Source organism: Pseudomonas caspiana, assembly GCF_002158995.1.
Lineage (GTDB): Bacteria > Pseudomonadota > Gammaproteobacteria > Pseudomonadales > Pseudomonadaceae > Aquipseudomonas > Aquipseudomonas caspiana.
Genome location: NZ_LOHF01000026.1, coordinates 11,995 through 27,388, shown reverse-complemented (window position 1 = coordinate 27,388; position 15,394 = coordinate 11,995). Strand labels below are relative to the sequence as shown.

Below are 15,394 nucleotides of genomic sequence, written 5' to 3'. Positions count from 1 at the left end.
CTCAAATGTTGAGTCTGCCCAAGACATGTATCCAGGACCACTGCATAACGATTTCAATACCGATACCTCATCCGCCTTAGTCGTGATGGATGTAAAAAGGCTGTGGCTATCGAAGCCGGTGAGCGCCCGAAGCAGCCGTGAGTTCCTCATCTACTAGTCGGGCGATGGAAAGACATATCGTCTGGCCCAAACTCGAAAAGCAAAACCGCCATACCTGCAGGCCTTGGGCTGCCTTAGGCGAATCTAATGTGGCTCTTGGAAGCTAAGGTCGTGGCTATGTGCCGCTCTTCTTGTAGTCCGTAGCTTCAAGTGGAGCGGAGAACACCGTTTTACGGAGGTTGAACCGTAATCGCCATTGACTCATGACGAATTTACTAGGATAAAGATCCTCATTTTCCGGGCCCTTTTTGGGGCTGTCAGTTTAGGTGAAAGAGGGTGGGTAAATTTTGAGTAAGGTCAATCCATTCAAGCCGAATAGCCCAGTATCCGCGGGGATGTTTGCCGGTCGTGTAAAAGAGATGCAGGCATTTGAGAAAGGTCTGCATCAAACTAAAAATGGGCATGGTGTGAATCTGCTTATCACTGGCGAGCGGGGGATAGGAAAGTCTTCATTGATGAACCTTCATAAGTGTCTCGCAATGGGGCTCGTGACGCCTGTGACTGATAACTATGAAAAGTTTAATTTCGTTGCCGTTAACGTTGTTATCTCTGATCGAACAAGTCTGGTTACTTTTATTAAGTTGATTGAAAAGTCAATTAGCCGGGAGCTTGGAAAAATTGAAACTGTCCGAAAGTTTCTGAGTGAAACATGGTCATTTGTTCAGCGGATAAAAGTTCTAGATTCTAGTATTGAAAAGTCATTGTCCATAGATGACTCGGACTTGCTGATTGATGACTTCGCGTATTCTCTTTCAGAGACTTGCAAGCGGATAGCAAATCCGGAGAAAGGCGAGCACGCTAAAGATGGCGTGGTGTTTCTGATTGACGAGGCAGACAATGCCTCACCCTCTCTCCATATTGGCTATTTTTTCAAAGCTGTGACTGAGATGCTTCAAAGTCATGGATGTAGCAACGTTATGTTCGTAGTTGCTGGATTGCCTGAGATTGTGGAAAAGCTTGCGAAATCACACGAGTCCTCTATTCGAATTTTTACGCACCTAAAAGTTAAAGAATTGAATTTCACTGATACAAAGTATGTAGTAGATCGAGGCATGGCTGCGGGGAACGAGGTCAACGACGTCAAGACCACTATTGGTGAGCTTGCTAAAGATCACATCGCTACTTTGTCCGAGGGATACCCGCATTTCATCCAACAATTTGCCTATTCAGCATTTGATCGTAATGTGGATGGTGAGATTACAATGGATGACGTGCTCGATGGCGCTTTCAGTGAGGGTGGCGCTATTGACTCTATTGGTACCCGGTATTATGCGAGCGACTATCATTCAAAAATTAAGTCGGATGAGTATCGTCAAGTGCTTAGTATCATGGCTGATAATATGAATGAATGGATTAAGAAAAGTGAGATTCGCAGCCACTTTTCTGGAGATGATCAAACGTTGACCGACGCGTTGCGTGCGTTGACAAATCGAAAAATTATCCTTAAAAACGAATCGAAAATGGGTGAGTACCGGCTTCAACAGCGGGGCTTTGCTTTATGGATTAAGCTTTTCGGATCAAGAAAACACGCTTAAGAAACATGGATTGGGAACCATGCTGCGATCTTCGAGTAGCTTTGATTAGGTACCGCCCTCTATTAGGGCGGTAATTTTTAGGGGTAGGGTAGTTAGTTTGTATTGAACATACCTAACGAAAGCGTTGTGGCTTCTCCGACCTGAGCATCCAGAACAGACTTGAACTCCTGCGCGATCTCTTCGCGCTGCACCTCTTCGCCAACCCAGCGCAGCTTCAGGGCCGGTTGTGCGCCGCTGGTGATGACCGAAATACGCAGGATGATCGCGCGCAGCGACAGGCCTTCGAACGGTACCACTGTAAAGATCAGCGATGTCGGCAGCGTTTCTTTGCTGGTTGCCTCGATGGCGTCCATGGCGCTGCGGCTGGCGCGCGTTTCACTGACGGTGTGATCACTTTCCGATGTTGCCTTCACCGAGATGGTTCGCACTGCGGCGATCGCTTTGACCAGGCTAATATCCTGATTGTCAGCGCCAACTGCTGTCAGGGTGCTGTGCCAGTCCTCGATCCAGTCGCTCATATCCTTCTGCGACATGGCGCGCCCGTTGATTGCCTGGACTGCCTGATAACCTGCGGTCGCCTTGAGCTTCAACACGGCGCGGTCATCTGCATGACCTGGCACTTCTTCTGTGCCGAGGTTGAACAGCACAGAGCAGGTCATTTCATCCTGGTTGATAAAGCCTTGCGCCTCGGCGACGTTGCGGTCGATGACGTACTTGCTGAAGTCAACTAGGGAGCTGGTGGAGAAGGTTCCGCGGAAGCGGCTACGACCAGCGCCGAACTGTTCCAGGCTGACAATCTTTGCGCCTTCTGGCAGCACGACTGTCGGCGTATTGGTTTCCAGGGCTTTTGCGGAGGCGATCAGCGCGGTGTCCGTGATCAGTTGTACAGCTTCTTTGGTAAGGGACATAGTTCAGGTCTCTGTGGGGAAGGGGTTTATGCGGTAGATCAGGTGCGCGGCTTAATTGGCGCTTCGTCGCGGCTGAACAGTTGGTCGTGCTTTTCCTGGAACAACGAGATGCGCCCGCCGCTACCAACGTGCATCGGCGTGTCGAGGCTTGTGTTCTCGCTACGGGTGCCGCGCTTTGTCGGCACCTTGTAGTCGAGCTTGTGCTTGATCTTCACCTGGTGCGATTCGCCGATCCGGGAAAAGTCCAAGGTGATGACCAGCTTTCCGGCCTTGCCATGGTCAACGACCCCGGCGGCTACTTCGGAAAGGGCGTGACCGATTTGGCTGGCGAAAGCGCCGCCGTTCAGCTCTTCGAGAAACTCGGCGGTATCTGTTGCTGTGGACATGGGGATTTCTCCGGAAGGGCTTTCAGCCCGCTGGGTGGGATTGATAATTGAAGTGGCCGCCGTCGATGGTTGGCTCGGCATTGCAGGCGTCTCATGCGGCGACCTTCACCTGACTCCAAGCGCCGAAGGCGTTAAACACTGCAGACACCTGAGCTTCTGTCATCTCGACGATGCCAGGCACTGCCAGCCAGCCCATGCCGATCCGATGGTTCGGATTGCAGTCAGCTTTTAGCTCGTTGTAAAAATGCTCTACGACGTCCGTCAGGCTTTCAGCGAGGTGGACGCCGTCCGGCCTGATGTCGATGGACTTGATGTACTGGGCTCCGTCTGACGCTGGCAGATGCCTGCGATGTAGATGGTCCAGCGGTGAGGGATATCGCAGAGCGCATCGGCCACCTGACGAACAAGGATCTGTTTCCCGTTCTTCCAGTTGATCATCACCTGCAGGCCGCGTGGATCGATGTTCACGACTGCTGCGTGATTCGTTGAAAGCAGTGCCCGGCATGAGCGTTCAAGGCGTAGCCGCATATTGTGGGGCTTCCGCTTCGCCGTCATCGGTGCGCACCGTAGAAGGCGAAGATGCCAAGGCAGAAGGCTACGGTGCAGGTCCAGCGCAGCACCCAGGTGGCGAAGTCCGCGGGCTTCTTGATTTGACGCTGTTTCTGCACAGAGGCCGGCGTTTCGTCGATGCGTTTGGCGAAGCGCACGGCCTTCTCTACGCCAGTGCAAACAACTTTGGTCTGATCAGTCTCGCGATCAACCACGCTGAATTCGTTGTTACCGCACGGCACCACCTGAAAGCGCGGTGCAGACGCTGGATTGCCCCGTCCTACCTTGTCGTAGAACTCGGCAGTGGACAGGGTGCAGCGCTCGCGCAGGCCTTGGTAGATGGCCTGACTCTGTTTGATTGTCTGGTTCATAGGAATCTCCAAGACCGCATTGGCCAGATGCCAGGCACCGGTGACCAAGCCGGGCGTGAAAAGCCAGCCTGACATCTGCCGATGCGGTCGTATTAGTTGGGGAGGGTGATGCAGGGGCCGCTTTCGCGGTGTGTACTCTCCGCATCGGGGTGTGATCGGAACACCGGGGCGCTACCCCCGCTTGGTTCCCGCCGCGTTTTTAGTATTGGCCGGTAAATCCGGCTCAGGACATTTCCGGGGCTTTGCGATCCTAGCGCTGCAGCCCGCTTGGGCACGCTCCAATCACACCCCGATGCGCTCTCTCTGAGAGGATCGGGCAGCTAACGTCGGGCTGACGTTGCTTGCACTGTTAAAAGTTAAAACTTCTCATTTAAGTGCATAGACAGTACCCGGAAATTTTGCCGTCGGGTATCGACAAAGGCGAAGTTTTGAAGGGTTAGATGGTAAAGTTTACTTAAAAGCTGTGCACGGAAAGTACATTAGAGAGGCGTAATATTTTCCTAGTTGTCTTTGTTCTAAGGTTTAGCTCGGTGTTGTTGTGTTTTGTTAGGTTGGGCTAGTATTAATAGGGCGGCGGCAGAGCCCTGTTAAAATTCCTATAGTCTTTTTTGAAATGAAGATAGGAACAGGGCGCTTGTAGTAGGCTGAATTTGCAAGTGCTAACGTTTAGTAAAGCGGACTGAACTAATGCGTTGGTGTCGGCCAGTAGCTCTGATCTATTGGGGTGTGGGGGGCTGTTTTAATTTTCTGATGTAGCCAGCTTGTTTCTTCGCTTTAATGAGCTTTGTAATTTCTTCACGATGAACTTCTACTTCTTTTGGGGCGTCGATGCCAATTTGTACTTTGTTACCGCTCACCCGTACTACAGTCACCGTGATTTTTTCAGCAATGTCGATGCTTTCACCTTTTTTCCGCCTCAAAATGAGCACTGATCCATCTCCTTTCTTGAGCTGATTGCTACTTCGTACGGAATCATACTGCATCCTAATGCACTCCATCGCTCGGGTTCAAAAATGTGAATATTGGAGAGTTTTGATTCGCTACGTAGCCTCCATTTGTAGACACTTTACTATAGGTGCATCCCACTACACCCTGTCGCCAAGGTGTAGCAGTGATGCTTTCTTCATACTGACGTGGCGCTAGTTGTAATGCTTTGAAATGAGGGTTCATATCTAAAGAAAGCTATAAGCGGGAGTGTGCTTTTGATTGAGTGGATCGCTCGCAAGTCTTGAAGAAAGTGAAGTCATAAAGCTGGTGTTAATTATGGGGTTTTAAGCTGCGATATATCAGGTGGGTTAGGGGGGCTAAAGCATCATGGTCGCGCTCTATTGCATGTTGATGCTATATTTTGAAATAAGTAGCAATAAAGCGCTTGTAGGACCTAGGTATGTTAGTGGTAAATTGTTTGGTCAAATTTATCCTGCTAAAGCGTTGATACCTAGAGCTGGCTCTTATCTAATGGGGCTCTGTTTGCTCTGAGCTTCTGGCGTAGCCCGCTTGAGTCTTCTCTTTAATACGATTCAAGATTTCTTCGCGGTGCACTGCTATTTCTTTAGGCGCGTCGATGCCTAACTTTACTTGGGGGCCATTCACTGCTACGACTCGGATCGTAATAGCATCACCGATCTTGATACTCTCACCTGGTTTTCGCATCAAAATGAGCACTGATCCATCTCCTTGATTGAGTTAATGTTCACATCGTACTGCATCCTATTGCACCCGGCCGCTCGGGTGCAGAGTTGTGAGTATTGGAGAGTTTTAACTTGCTACTCAGCGTCCGTTTCTAACACGCCTTTACCATGTCGCATTTGAACGGCGCGTACTTGGTTTACATCCCGCTGCACCCTGTCGCCAAGGTGCAGAAGTGATGCTGTCCATCCTATTGCCGCCGGAAGGGGCGGGGCGCATTGCTTGCCGGGTCGTTCACACGGTTCTGGCGTTTCACCATCGGGCAGCCGTCCAGGTTGTTCCTGTCGTTGGCAGGCTTTCGGGCCTGTCCGCTCGCCGGTCGCCGGTATAGGCAATGCGGTCTGTTGGTTTTTTGCGCTGGTTGTTAAAGAGCAATTTTTTAGCATGCAGCCCGTTGCATCGCGGCGGCAGCGCCAATATGAACTAGAGGTTCATTATCGGTCAAGTACCATAAGTACATATATTGCCGCAAAAATTCACAAATCCTAACTCGCGAGGCCCGCTCTCTTTAGAAATTCAATTCGCTATAGTAAGTTTTAGCTGTACGTATATACAGCTTTTGGGGGCTTATGGGTAAGGTCGACAAGCAGGAAAAATTGGTAAAACGGCAAGAAATAAGCGGAGTAGAGCGGCTTATCTTGCGTATTTCTTCGATGATCAATCACCCAGTTGCGCAGGCTCAGCGCTGGGTGAATATCCATCGACTGGACACAGATGGGGATCGGGAGTGGGAGGAGGTGCTAGGGGTGATAGCCGAAACCGACGAGCTTGAATTGACGCTGAATGACGACGGCAGTGTGACTGTGAAGTGGGAACAGCAGGAGGTCGAGGCGGAGGGCAGGGCAGAGGTTGAGTTTGAGCAGGAAGAAGAGGCGGCGCCTTTCTGAGGCATAATAAAGCCCGCTCAATGGCGGGCTACGGATTCAGATCGGGAAGGGCAGATACAAGAAGCCCGGCGCTGGGTCGGGCTTATGACTAATCCTTGATGATATGAGTCACCGTTATAGATACTGGCTCCATCTTCTTCGATTTGGCTGACATCCTAAATTTCACTTCGACGTCTGCGCGGACCTTGAATTTTCCAGCAAGATCCTCAGGATTAACATCATCTGAGAACAGGAGCTTTACTCGGCGATCTACAAGCCCACGAATAATCGCCGCCCAGCCTTTGCTGGAAGAATCCAAATCTGTTGCTCGGATCTCAATGTCGACATCAGGATGGGGCTGATCGATCTCAAATGGCTCGAAATCAACCTCGTCGGGGATCTCAGTGATGGTAGAGTTGGGGACGGTCATTTCCGTCAGGCCGTCCAGCTCAACAGTTGCCCCTTCTTCTTTTTTTGCTGGTGCGAGAATTTTCGCTGATGCCTGAGCAAGCTTTTTCTTGTCTACTGCAGCTGTCGCTTCGATTACCTGCGCAAACCTCTCAGGTGAAACCTCATAAGACTCAGCGCCAATTACGACGAAGTTACTGTTCACGATGTTTATGCTGGACGTTGACGCACCAGGTGTTTTGGTTGAAATCGCGTAAACCGCGCCCACAGTCACCAGGGCGCCAATCACAGCTGTAACAGCTACGGCTTTCAGCACTGGTTTTCCCTCTCCTGGCAGCTTGCGGTAAATATTACGGCCACCCTCGCGAACCTTGTCGAGAAACTTGTTCATCTCCTCGTCATCCTTGAAGACGAGTTTCACAAGTACCTTTTGTATGAATGAGCCTTCCTCAAACCCCTCAACGAAGAGCTCCGCAGCAATTACATCTGCGTCAGATAGGTCTGACAAAGCCTTGGGCAGGAAAAACACCGAAAGCTTGTTTAGTGCGAGCAAGGATTCGACAACGTCCTTCACCGCCAGTGGCTGGCTATTAGAGTACCTGAGCTTGTGCTCAACGAGCAGTATTGATTCTGACATTCGATTCCCTATGAAAACTCTCTGGCCATACCGTTTTGTTGGCGTGAGTCTCGCGCGATGAGCACGCCCCGACAGTTTTACCTACGTACGATCCTTCCCGCCTTAACCTCATCGGCATAACCTACCAGCTTATCCTCGGCGTCGGGAAAGCTTTCGATGATCATCAACAGTGCTCTGGCGTCGGCTTCAAAACCGGCCTCGGACAGCCGTATTGCCATTTTCATCAAGTCAATGCCCGACCACTTAATCAGGGCCGACGCTTCTTTCAGGTCGCGGCGCAGTTGCCGGTTCGGTTTGGTGAGGGGCATGCCGTTATACCGGTTTTCCATTCCATACATAAAGCACCCTAGCCAGGATGTGAGTGTCGTCCACTCGAATATCCTCTGGGTCGTGGTGCTTGTTGTCTGAGATCATCTTGAAGCGATCCTTACCTTTCTTCTGCAACCGCTTCACATAAAGCATATCGTCGTGGGAGAAGAGGTAAATGCCGTCCCCGGTGAACTCCCGGATCGTTATGTCCACGAGTAGAGGGTCACGATCCTTGATAGTTGGCGCCATTGACTGACCCCATCCGGTGATCATCTTCAGGTGAAAGTGTTCTTTGAAGGTGAGACCTAGGTCGCGCAGGTGCTTGGGGCTGACCCTGATGTCCTGCAGCATTTCGGGGTATTCGTGCGGGATCTGCCCGCTACCCATGGCCGCGCGTACGTCGTAGTGGGCTATCCACACCTCATCACCAACTTGACCAGGGCGAGAAAAGTCCACGGTGATTACGTTATTCGTCGGCTCATTTGATGCGGACGCAATACGCTGGCGCACTTCTTTTGGTAACCCCTTTCCGTGCTTTTCAAGCATTTCAAGCACCAGATCGGCGGCAGATAGCGTATCCGCGCTTGCTGGCTCATTAGCCTTGCGTACGCCGGAAGGGCCCGGCTCGTCACCTGAGCCGTACTGTAGCCACTCAATTTTCACATCGAGCGCCTCAGCTATAGCCTTCATTTTTGCAGGACCAGGCATTGCCTCTCCGTTCAGCCATTTGCTCGCTGCTTTCGGAGTGACCTTGGCTATTTCAGACAGCCGAGCGCCTGCTCCCCATTGCTCGATGCCTTTTGCGGCAACCGATTTTTTGAGGCGAGAGGCGAACGCAGCACGTATTTCTTCGATTTGAACCATAGGTTCAATATCGCACGGCCTTGCGTGTACTTTCAGTTCCGACATAAGATGTACTGTAAGTTCATTTTTGCTCGGAGGCCTTATGAGGCCGCTCAAAAAATCGATTGAAGCCGCTGGTGGCGTTTGTGCCGTTGCCTCGGCTTGCGGAAAAACTGCCAGAGCTATCTATAAGTGGCTCGCAGCGGACGCATTGCCGCGAACCGAATACACCGGCGAGACCCAATACGCCCAAAAAATTGCACACCTCGCGGCTTTGCAAGGTAAGCCGTTCGAGGCCAACTGGCTTCTTGCAGAAGCACATCCCAAAAAATCCGTCGCTTGACTCTCCGAACAAATGATCGTCTCCGCACTAGCAAGGCGCCACGGAAAAAAATATGAGGTTTTACGGATGCACGATTTTCTGAAGGCCTGCGACAGCGTGGTGGATGAGGCCAACACCAAGGGCTTGGCAACCCTGATGAACATGCCTCCCGTGAGCCTGCTTCAGCGTGCCAATGCAAGCTATGACGGTGCGTGGTTCAACGTGAAGCACCTTTATGCGCTGCTCCTGCACACGCAAGACATGCGGCCGCTGGCCGCCCTGGCTGGTGAGTTCGGTTACTCGATCTTTAGAAAGGAACAACCAGTAGCCGTAGGCGTTCATGAGGCACTGAGTCGCGCAACTTTGGAGTTCGCTGAAGTAACCGTCGAGACATATGCAGCAATGGCTGACGGTCGCGTAGACCAGGTAGAGCGTGCCCGGATCTTGAGAGAGATCGCTCAGGCTGAAGAGGCGCTGGCTCAGCTGAAGGCATCAATAAAAGTCGCCTGAATCACAGGCACAAAAAAGCCGGGCTGGACCCCGGCTCTTTCAACTGCTTTTTACAACGTTCTGGGGCTGATTATGCACAGTTTGCCTAATACGAGCAATACCTCCATCGCGACACCTTTTGCCAATGCTGAAAAGTTGTCGCGGCACATCACCATGAATCAAACGGCCGCGATGAATGCCGCCCTCATGATCGGCGGCCAGTACTCGCTCGCATCCAAAACCAAATTCCGCCGGAAATGCCTTGATCACTTGAAGGCTTCCTTGGTTCCAGCCCGGAATTTTTTCGCATGAGTACCATCATCATGAGCCAGTGCTGGCCGTTGCAAGGCATGAGCGGCCCACAGAAAGCTGTCTTGATATCGCTCGCCGATAATGCAAACGACGAGGGTGTTTGCTGGCCTTCCGTTGCTCGAATCGCTGAGCGCACTTGCTTGGGTGAACGCACTGTTCAGTCGGCAATTAAGTGGCTGGGTACATCTGGGATTTTGTCGTTTCGCGAACGCATGGGGCGCTCGACTATGTACACATTGACCCCCGCAGCATATGCACCCCCGCAGGAGTTGCACCCCGCACCTGATGCACCCCCACCCCCGCAGGAGCGGCACACCCCCCCCGCAGCAGCCGCACCCAGAACCGTAATAGAACCGTCAATTGAACCGTCAAAGGATGGGAATCGCGTTTCGCGCTCCCCGTCTTGCCCGGTTCAGGACATCGTTGATTTATTTAACAAGTTACTCACTCCGGCGCTCCCTGCGGTGGTTCTCGTATCCGATTCGCGCAAGAAACAAATTCGCGCCCGTTGGAACCAAAGCGAGGTTCACCAATGCCTGGATTTCTGGGTTGAATACTTCGGGATTGTTGCCCAATCGGACTTTCTGATGGGCCGCTCAACAGGAAAGCCTGGCTCCGCGCCTTTTCGTGCCACGTTTGATTTTCTGATCGCGCCTTCCAGCTTCGTCAAGGTTGTGGAGGGCAATTACAATGCGTGAACCACACAGCATCGAGGCAGAACACGGCCTGCTGGGCGCGATGATGCAGCGTCCTGAACTGATCGACTCCCTGAGCGACGACCTTTCCGCAGAATCATTTTTCTTTCCTGAGAATGCCGATGTGTACCGGGGAATACTTGCACTTCGCTCGGCTGGTAAGGCTATCGACTTTCTAACAGTTGGCGATCACGTCGGCACTCTGCTCGATGGAAGTTCCGCATTCGCCTACTGCGCCGAAATTGTTAACGGCACTCCTAGCGTTGCCAACGCCAAAACCTATGCGGCAATTGTCCGAGACCGCGCGGTCGAACGCTCCCTGTTTGACCTTGGCACCCAAGCGATGGATATCGCACACAGCGACCAAGATGTGCAGGCGAAAATCGCCGCCGTTCAGGCAGCAGCGATGGCAATTGACTGTGGTTCGGGTGCTGACGATATCGTCAAGGTGGGTGACGTGCTGGCCGACCAACTGGAGGTGTGGCAGGAGCGACATGACCGCCATGCCCGTGGTGAAACGCTGATAGGGCTATCGACCGGCCTGAAAGCCCTGGACGAAAAGCTGGGCGGCCTGCAACCCGATCACCTGTACGTCGTTGCGGGGCGTCCTGCGATGGGCAAGACCACGCTCGCCATGGGGTTTGTGATTGAGGCTGCTGTGCGCCAGAGCAAGTCGGCACTCGTCATCAGCTTGGAGATGAATAAGGGCCAACTGCTGGACCGGGCAGTGGCTTCTGAGGGACGTATTCCGCTCACGTTGGTGAAGAACGGTACGGCGTGCCAGAGCCATGGCGCGGAACTCTCTGCTGCGGCCAGCGTGCTTCGGCGTGCTCCGCTGTACATCGCTGACCGTGCAGGCTCGTCGATCGGTCGCATCCGCTCGCTGGCCCGACGCCATAAGCTGCGTTACGGCCTGGACCTCCTGATGATCGACTACCTGCAATTGCTGGAAGGCGAGGGCGGTAACCGCACCGAAGAGGTCAGCAGCATCAGTCGCGGTTGCAAGCTTCTCGCCAAGGAGTTGGGTATTCCCGTTGTCCTGCTCAGCCAGCTCTCCCGCAAATGCGAAGAACGCCCAAACAAGCGACCTATCCCCTCGGACTTGAGGGAGTCCGGTGCCATCGAACAGGACGCCGACGTGATCTTGTTCGTTTACCGCGACGAGGTCTATCACGAAAAAACCGATGCTAAGGGTATTGCCGAAATCATCATCGGCAAAGGCCGTGACATCGAAATGGGCACTGTTCGAACGGCCTTTGTCGGCCAACACAACCGATTCGAAAACCTTGCTGCTGGATGGCGGCCTGAACCGGTAGAGCAGTCAGAAAAAGTAGCGAGTCTAGCCAGTCGATATGCCAAAAAGGAACGACTTTGATGAATGCATCCCGACAGACCCAAATCCTCGCAGGTCAGTCCTCAATCGCACAAAAAATATTCGCTCTTGTTCCGATTCAGTCGGCTTGGAGCAACCACGAAATTCACATTGCCGCTACCGCCGCCAAGGCAACTGGCGCATCCCCTTATGCCATCCGCCGAGCCCTTGGCGAACTAAAGGAAGCCGGTCTTATACGTGAGCCTGTCGGCGGCAAGTTTCAGCGTGATGTATTCACTCCCAAACGAGTCAAGGAGCAAGCCATGGGGCAGGTAACTAAGCAAACCGTAGTCTCGATCAAGAATCCTGGCCTTGGCGCGTTGGATGTTCTGGCCAGTCTTTCCGGTGAGGTTGTTGGTCTTGCGGACGAACTAAACAAGCGCATGAAAGCGCTGGCCACCCGCATCGAGGAGGTGGCGTTGTCGGTTGAGGCGGAGCGCGAAACCAACGCCGACGCCTTGTGTAAATTGAAGCAGTTTCGCGATCTTTTGAACGGAATCACGCAATGACCGTTTGCAGTGATCTGACCGCTCCTTTGACTGATCGTCGTCTGGCTGTCCCCGAGATTCACACCTATCGATTTGCAGTGTTCTGCTGCTCGTTCAAGTTTGACTTGGGTTCGCCCCCTGATCACGCGCTTGCGCTGTTTGCTGACTCTGCAATGGCCAGACGCTACGGGGCTTGGATGTGGCCGAATACGTATGAAGTGGTCGATGTCATCGCAGGGAGGCCAGCATGCGAGTGACCTCGAAAAAACTTCGCGCTTCCGCGAACGGCCAAGACTGCACCGTACGCATGTCGGGCATCTGCAATTTCAATCCAGCCACCACCGTGCTTGCGCATTTGCCGTGCGGGCAGAAGGGCATGGGCATGAAGGGCTTCGACACTGTTGCGGTGTACGCTTGCAGCGCTTGTCACGACGTGATTGATGGTCGGGGTGCAGGCGATATCGACTGGCAGGACATGCCGCGCGCCATTGCCGAAACGCACGAAGCCCTGATCAGTGTGGGAATTCTCACCGTTAAGGGTGCCGTATGACTCAACCCAAGACCTTAACCATAACTCTCTCTGATGCCGAGATTCGCCGCCATGCGGCCAGCAAGGTGCGCGACCTACGAGACGCCCGCCAGCCTGCGTTCAGGTTTCGGTACAAGAAAGACCGCACCAAAGGATCTTGGTATCTGGTCGTGGGTAGTGCATGGAACAAGATCGCAAATTACCCCGACCTGAATACCAAACAAATGCTATCGGCCTTGCCGGCGGTCCGTGCCCGTCTGGTCACTGTGCCTGAGGCAGGCACAGCGATAGGGACGTGGGCGACAGTCGGTCAGCTGCTTGAATGGTTTGACGACCGCATGGGACGCGACCGTAATCTGTCTGCCAAGCGCAAGACCACCGCGCGATCTGTAATGAGCAAGCACCTTCGCCCGCGCCTCGGCGACCTCCTGTTGTCCAGTGTGAACAAGTCCGAGATTGATCAGCGACTGATGTGGCCCCTGCAGGCTGAACTGTCGCTTGAATACCTGCGACTGATCTTTCGCCTGCTGGTGTTGGCGTTTCGCCAGGCGGCACGTCTCGGCCGGATCGAAACGAACCCCATGAATGCGATCCGATTCAGCGACTTCTCCAAAACAAAGATCAAGCCTAAGGCGGCGCGCCTGCGTGACGTCCAGGTGGAGGAGGTGCTGACCGGTCTGGCGACCAAGTTCAATTCGGCCCCGGCTGATGCAATGTTGGCGTTGATGATGCTGTGCCATGGCTCACGTGCCGGTGAAACGCGGATGGCTGAATGGTCGGACTTCAGTTTCGAAGAGCGCCAGTGGCATATCCCGGCGGAGCACACGAAGACCCGGTGCCAGTTGACCCTTCCTCTTACTGCTCAGGTGTGTGCCTTACTGAAGCGATATCACGCAGCTCAGGCGGCCACAGGTTATCAGGGCAAATACCTATTCCCGTCCCGTGGTGGCAAGCCACTGACCGACAGCCAGGCCTGCGCGGTGTTTACCCGCTTGGCAGGAGGCGAGTGGACAAGCCATGACTTGCGTAAGGTGGCCAGAACAGGATGGGTGGATCTGGGTGTGGACTTCCTCATTGGTGAGCTACTTCTGAACCACGCTATGGGTCACAACGTGCAGGCATACATCCACACATGGGTGGAGGCAGGCAAGCGCGAGGCGCTGGAGAAGTGGCACGAATGGTTAGACGGGCGCGGGTTTAGCGTGATCCACACCATTGCAGAGCCATTATGCGAAGTTTCCCGCATTCCGCTAGAGGCCACGAATTACGTGGCCTCTAGCCAAATCAACGACAAACCATAGGCGAGGTTTAAAAACGATGAGAAAGCAGCATGGACCCGCCTTCAATGCTTCACCGATACCGCTGAAATGGTGCTCAGCGTGCAAGGGCAAGGCAGTCGTAAAGGGCATATTTCATGACTTACCTTGCAGTGAATGCCACGCCTCAGGCTGGGTAGCTGAAGAGTCAGGCAAAGCATTACCAGTCGAGATACTGGTCACCCAGCTCGGACTGATGCTGAACATATATCAGCAGCGCATTCTTGCCTTTGGTGCCCGAGTGAATCAGTCCGCCGGCCCTCAGCAGCAATACCAACAGAACAACCGCCTCGGTGCTGGTGGTTCGAATTACACAGGGGATTGATCGATGGGCATCTATAAAGACGTGATGGGCACCCTGGTACGTGTGCTGGCCGCCGACAACATCGACAACAGCACCAAGCAGTCTTGGCAAAAGCTGATCGATGCCGATCTGCGCCAGGGTGGGAACGGCAGCACTCTCTCGCCGCGTGACAAGTTCGATTACGACTGCTGCCTCTATGCGCTGCTGCACCGCCAGCTCGATCCAGCTCAGTGGGACGTGCTGGTTGCGAAGTACTCCACGCATAAGGCCAACAAGGTCGCTGCAATCGGCCGTTTGGTGAGTCGCATGTCGTCACCTGCGCCTCAATTGTTCATCTATAAAGCGCTCACCGCGTGGGCTATTCCCAAGCTAAAAGGCGTGCAAGTCGCTAAGCGCTCCACCGACATGATCGTTTTGGCTGCCGAGTTTTACGACATGAACACTTGGGACTTGTCCGGCTCGCCAGAGCGCACCCGTCACCGCTGGAAGTCCGGATTACATAAGGCGCTAGAGCGGCTAGAGGAGGCTGCTGTTATCCGTGCTACTGAGATATTCGATCAAGAAGAAATCTTTATAGATGCTGCTTGACGGTAGTGGCAGAGTGGCAGTAAATTAGCCCCATCATGTCGGTCTTGCGCGTTATGAGAGACGACACATAAAGCCCAGCCGTGCGTTGGGCTTTTTGCTTTCTACAGTTCATAGAGCCCTGGCAATTGCCGGGGCTTTTTTATTTCTGGTGCCGTGGACGAAAACAGCGCCCGAGGGAAAGCCATGGCTTCAGATCGATTTTCGTTTTATTCGCCTGGGCTCAATAGCCCTATAAGCTTTGTTTTCGCAATTGCGCCCGATGATGCGAGCGATCTCCCGGAAATCACCCGGGCGCTCTACATCGGCGGTGCAGGCAACA

General features: G+C 53.3%; 23 protein-coding genes. 13 read left to right on the top strand and 10 right to left on the bottom strand.

What is annotated here, in order from left to right:
• The first annotated feature begins 446 nt into the window (after positions 1-446).
• On the top strand, positions 447-1,694 hold the full coding sequence (locus AUC60_RS23265; protein WP_087273290.1) for an ATP-binding protein: 1,248 nt from the start codon (positions 447-449) through the stop codon (positions 1,692-1,694).
• A 92-nt stretch (positions 1,695-1,786) separates the two neighbouring features.
• Here AUC60_RS23265 and AUC60_RS23260 read toward each other — a convergent pair whose 3' ends face one another.
• From AUC60_RS23260 to csrA (AUC60_RS23235), 6 genes are all read right to left on the bottom strand, one after another.
• On the bottom strand, positions 1,787-2,602 hold the full coding sequence (locus tag AUC60_RS23260; protein WP_087273288.1) for a YfdQ family protein: 816 nt from the start codon (positions 2,600-2,602) through the stop codon (positions 1,787-1,789).
• 38 nt (positions 2,603-2,640) lie between these two features.
• Entirely contained in the window at positions 2,641-2,988 is a 348-nt protein-coding gene (locus tag AUC60_RS23255; RefSeq protein ID WP_087273286.1) for a hypothetical protein, read from the bottom strand.
• Between the two features lie 261 nt (positions 2,989-3,249).
• On the bottom strand, positions 3,250-3,456 hold the full coding sequence (locus AUC60_RS28655; protein WP_405623390.1) for a hypothetical protein: 207 nt from the start codon (positions 3,454-3,456) through the stop codon (positions 3,250-3,252).
• A gap of 83 nt (positions 3,457-3,539) precedes the next feature.
• The gene (locus tag AUC60_RS23245; protein ID WP_087273403.1) at positions 3,540-3,908 is read right to left on the bottom strand and encodes a hypothetical protein; all 369 of its coding nucleotides are present in this window, start codon (positions 3,906-3,908) and stop codon (positions 3,540-3,542) included.
• Between the two features lie 716 nt (positions 3,909-4,624).
• Entirely contained in the window at positions 4,625-4,891 is a 267-nt protein-coding gene (csrA, locus tag AUC60_RS23240; protein WP_455567065.1) for a carbon storage regulator CsrA, read from the bottom strand.
• A 472-nt stretch (positions 4,892-5,363) separates the two neighbouring features.
• Complete coding sequence (gene csrA / locus AUC60_RS23235; RefSeq protein ID WP_087273284.1) at positions 5,364-5,573, bottom strand: carbon storage regulator CsrA; 210 nt, start codon at positions 5,571-5,573, stop codon at positions 5,364-5,366.
• 593 nt (positions 5,574-6,166) lie between these two features.
• On the opposite strand from csrA (AUC60_RS23235), the gene AUC60_RS23230 reads away from it, so the two are divergent.
• The gene (locus AUC60_RS23230) at positions 6,167-6,484 is read left to right on the top strand and encodes a DUF1654 domain-containing protein (RefSeq protein ID WP_087273282.1); all 318 of its coding nucleotides are present in this window, start codon (positions 6,167-6,169) and stop codon (positions 6,482-6,484) included.
• An 88-nt stretch (positions 6,485-6,572) separates the two neighbouring features.
• Here the strand turns inward: AUC60_RS23230 and AUC60_RS23225 are convergent, their stop codons facing one another.
• From AUC60_RS23225 to AUC60_RS23215, 3 genes are all read right to left on the bottom strand, one after another.
• Positions 6,573-7,508, bottom strand: a complete 936-nt coding sequence (locus tag AUC60_RS23225; RefSeq protein WP_087273280.1) for a hypothetical protein — start codon at positions 7,506-7,508, stop codon at positions 6,573-6,575.
• Positions 7,509-7,585: 77 nt separating this feature from the next.
• On the bottom strand, positions 7,586-7,816 hold the full coding sequence (locus tag AUC60_RS23220) for a hypothetical protein (protein WP_087273278.1): 231 nt from the start codon (positions 7,814-7,816) through the stop codon (positions 7,586-7,588).
• A gap of 4 nt (positions 7,817-7,820) precedes the next feature.
• Entirely contained in the window at positions 7,821-8,726 is a 906-nt protein-coding gene (locus AUC60_RS23215) for a LexA family transcriptional regulator (RefSeq protein WP_405623386.1), read from the bottom strand.
• 37 nt (positions 8,727-8,763) lie between these two features.
• Between AUC60_RS23215 and AUC60_RS23210 the strand changes: the two genes are divergently transcribed.
• Both AUC60_RS23210 and AUC60_RS23205 read left to right on the top strand, forming a co-directional pair.
• Positions 8,764-9,003, top strand: a complete 240-nt coding sequence (locus tag AUC60_RS23210; protein WP_087273276.1) for a helix-turn-helix domain-containing protein — start codon at positions 8,764-8,766, stop codon at positions 9,001-9,003.
• 66 nt (positions 9,004-9,069) lie between these two features.
• Positions 9,070-9,492: a phage regulatory CII family protein gene (locus tag AUC60_RS23205; RefSeq protein WP_087273274.1), complete on the top strand. Its 423-nt coding sequence runs from the start codon at positions 9,070-9,072 to the stop codon at positions 9,490-9,492.
• A 39-nt stretch (positions 9,493-9,531) separates the two neighbouring features.
• Here the strand turns inward: AUC60_RS23205 and AUC60_RS27735 are convergent, their stop codons facing one another.
• Positions 9,532-9,741: a hypothetical protein gene (locus AUC60_RS27735; RefSeq protein WP_144443292.1), complete on the bottom strand. Its 210-nt coding sequence runs from the start codon at positions 9,739-9,741 to the stop codon at positions 9,532-9,534.
• Positions 9,742-9,779: 38 nt separating this feature from the next.
• On the opposite strand from AUC60_RS27735, the gene AUC60_RS23195 reads away from it, so the two are divergent.
• The 9 genes from AUC60_RS23195 to AUC60_RS28650 all read left to right on the top strand — a co-directional run.
• The gene (locus AUC60_RS23195; protein ID WP_087273270.1) at positions 9,780-10,481 is read left to right on the top strand and encodes a helix-turn-helix domain-containing protein; all 702 of its coding nucleotides are present in this window, start codon (positions 9,780-9,782) and stop codon (positions 10,479-10,481) included.
• Complete coding sequence (gene dnaB / locus AUC60_RS23190) at positions 10,474-11,853, top strand: replicative DNA helicase (protein WP_087273268.1); 1,380 nt, start codon at positions 10,474-10,476, stop codon at positions 11,851-11,853. The genes AUC60_RS23195 and dnaB overlap by 8 nt, the downstream gene beginning before the upstream one ends.
• A complete protein-coding gene (locus tag AUC60_RS23185) occupies positions 11,853-12,359 on the top strand; it encodes a hypothetical protein (RefSeq protein WP_087273266.1) in 507 nt (168 codons plus the stop codon). Before dnaB ends, AUC60_RS23185 begins: the two co-directional genes overlap by 1 nt.
• Before the next feature lie 26 nt (positions 12,360-12,385).
• Positions 12,386-12,595: a hypothetical protein gene (locus tag AUC60_RS28210; protein ID WP_087273397.1), complete on the top strand. Its 210-nt coding sequence runs from the start codon at positions 12,386-12,388 to the stop codon at positions 12,593-12,595.
• The gene (locus AUC60_RS23175; protein WP_087273264.1) at positions 12,586-12,888 is read left to right on the top strand and encodes a nuclease domain-containing protein; all 303 of its coding nucleotides are present in this window, start codon (positions 12,586-12,588) and stop codon (positions 12,886-12,888) included. The genes AUC60_RS28210 and AUC60_RS23175 overlap by 10 nt, the downstream gene beginning before the upstream one ends.
• Positions 12,885-14,168 (top strand): tyrosine-type recombinase/integrase, encoded by a 1,284-nt coding sequence (locus AUC60_RS23170; RefSeq protein ID WP_087273262.1) that lies wholly within the window; start codon positions 12,885-12,887, stop codon positions 14,166-14,168. The genes AUC60_RS23175 and AUC60_RS23170 overlap by 4 nt, the downstream gene beginning before the upstream one ends.
• A gap of 16 nt (positions 14,169-14,184) precedes the next feature.
• Positions 14,185-14,508 (top strand): hypothetical protein, encoded by a 324-nt coding sequence (locus tag AUC60_RS23165; RefSeq protein ID WP_087273260.1) that lies wholly within the window; start codon positions 14,185-14,187, stop codon positions 14,506-14,508.
• A gap of 3 nt (positions 14,509-14,511) precedes the next feature.
• On the top strand, positions 14,512-15,075 hold the full coding sequence (locus AUC60_RS23160) for a hypothetical protein (RefSeq protein WP_087273258.1): 564 nt from the start codon (positions 14,512-14,514) through the stop codon (positions 15,073-15,075).
• 183 nt (positions 15,076-15,258) lie between these two features.
• A partial coding sequence (locus tag AUC60_RS28650) for a spike base protein, RCAP_Rcc01079 family (protein ID WP_420800759.1) occupies positions 15,259-15,394 on the top strand: 136 nt, incomplete at its 3' end.

Bases quoted from the DNA above. Each gene is read 5' to 3' on its own strand.
- AUC60_RS23210 (WP_087273276.1), top strand. From the start codon at position 8,764: ATGAGGCCGCTCAAAAAATCGATTGAAGCCGCTGGTGGCGTTTGTGCC.
- AUC60_RS23220 (WP_087273278.1), bottom strand. From the start codon at position 7,816: ATGCCCCTCACCAAACCGAACCGGCAACTGCGCCGCGACCTGAAAGAA.
- AUC60_RS23175 (WP_087273264.1), top strand. From the start codon at position 12,586: ATGCGAGTGACCTCGAAAAAACTTCGCGCTTCCGCGAACGGCCAAGAC.
- AUC60_RS23205 (WP_087273274.1), top strand. From the start codon at position 9,070: ATGCACGATTTTCTGAAGGCCTGCGACAGCGTGGTGGATGAGGCCAAC.
- AUC60_RS23185 (WP_087273266.1), top strand. From the start codon at position 11,853: ATGAATGCATCCCGACAGACCCAAATCCTCGCAGGTCAGTCCTCAATC.
- AUC60_RS23165 (WP_087273260.1), top strand. From the start codon at position 14,185: ATGAGAAAGCAGCATGGACCCGCCTTCAATGCTTCACCGATACCGCTG.
- AUC60_RS23195 (WP_087273270.1), top strand. From the start codon at position 9,780: ATGAGTACCATCATCATGAGCCAGTGCTGGCCGTTGCAAGGCATGAGC.
- AUC60_RS23255 (WP_087273286.1), bottom strand. From the start codon at position 2,988: ATGTCCACAGCAACAGATACCGCCGAGTTTCTCGAAGAGCTGAACGGC.
- AUC60_RS23160 (WP_087273258.1), top strand. From the start codon at position 14,512: ATGGGCATCTATAAAGACGTGATGGGCACCCTGGTACGTGTGCTGGCC.
- AUC60_RS23260 (WP_087273288.1), bottom strand. From the start codon at position 2,602: ATGTCCCTTACCAAAGAAGCTGTACAACTGATCACGGACACCGCGCTG.
- csrA (WP_455567065.1), bottom strand. From the start codon at position 4,891: ATGCAGTATGATTCCGTACGAAGTAGCAATCAGCTCAAGAAAGGAGAT.
- AUC60_RS23245 (WP_087273403.1), bottom strand. From the start codon at position 3,908: ATGAACCAGACAATCAAACAGAGTCAGGCCATCTACCAAGGCCTGCGC.
- AUC60_RS23225 (WP_087273280.1), bottom strand. From the start codon at position 7,508: ATGTCAGAATCAATACTGCTCGTTGAGCACAAGCTCAGGTACTCTAAT.
- AUC60_RS23170 (WP_087273262.1), top strand. From the start codon at position 12,885: ATGACTCAACCCAAGACCTTAACCATAACTCTCTCTGATGCCGAGATT.
- dnaB (WP_087273268.1), top strand. From the start codon at position 10,474: ATGCGTGAACCACACAGCATCGAGGCAGAACACGGCCTGCTGGGCGCG.
- AUC60_RS23230 (WP_087273282.1), top strand. From the start codon at position 6,167: ATGGGTAAGGTCGACAAGCAGGAAAAATTGGTAAAACGGCAAGAAATA.
- AUC60_RS23215 (WP_405623386.1), bottom strand. From the start codon at position 8,726: ATGTCGGAACTGAAAGTACACGCAAGGCCGTGCGATATTGAACCTATG.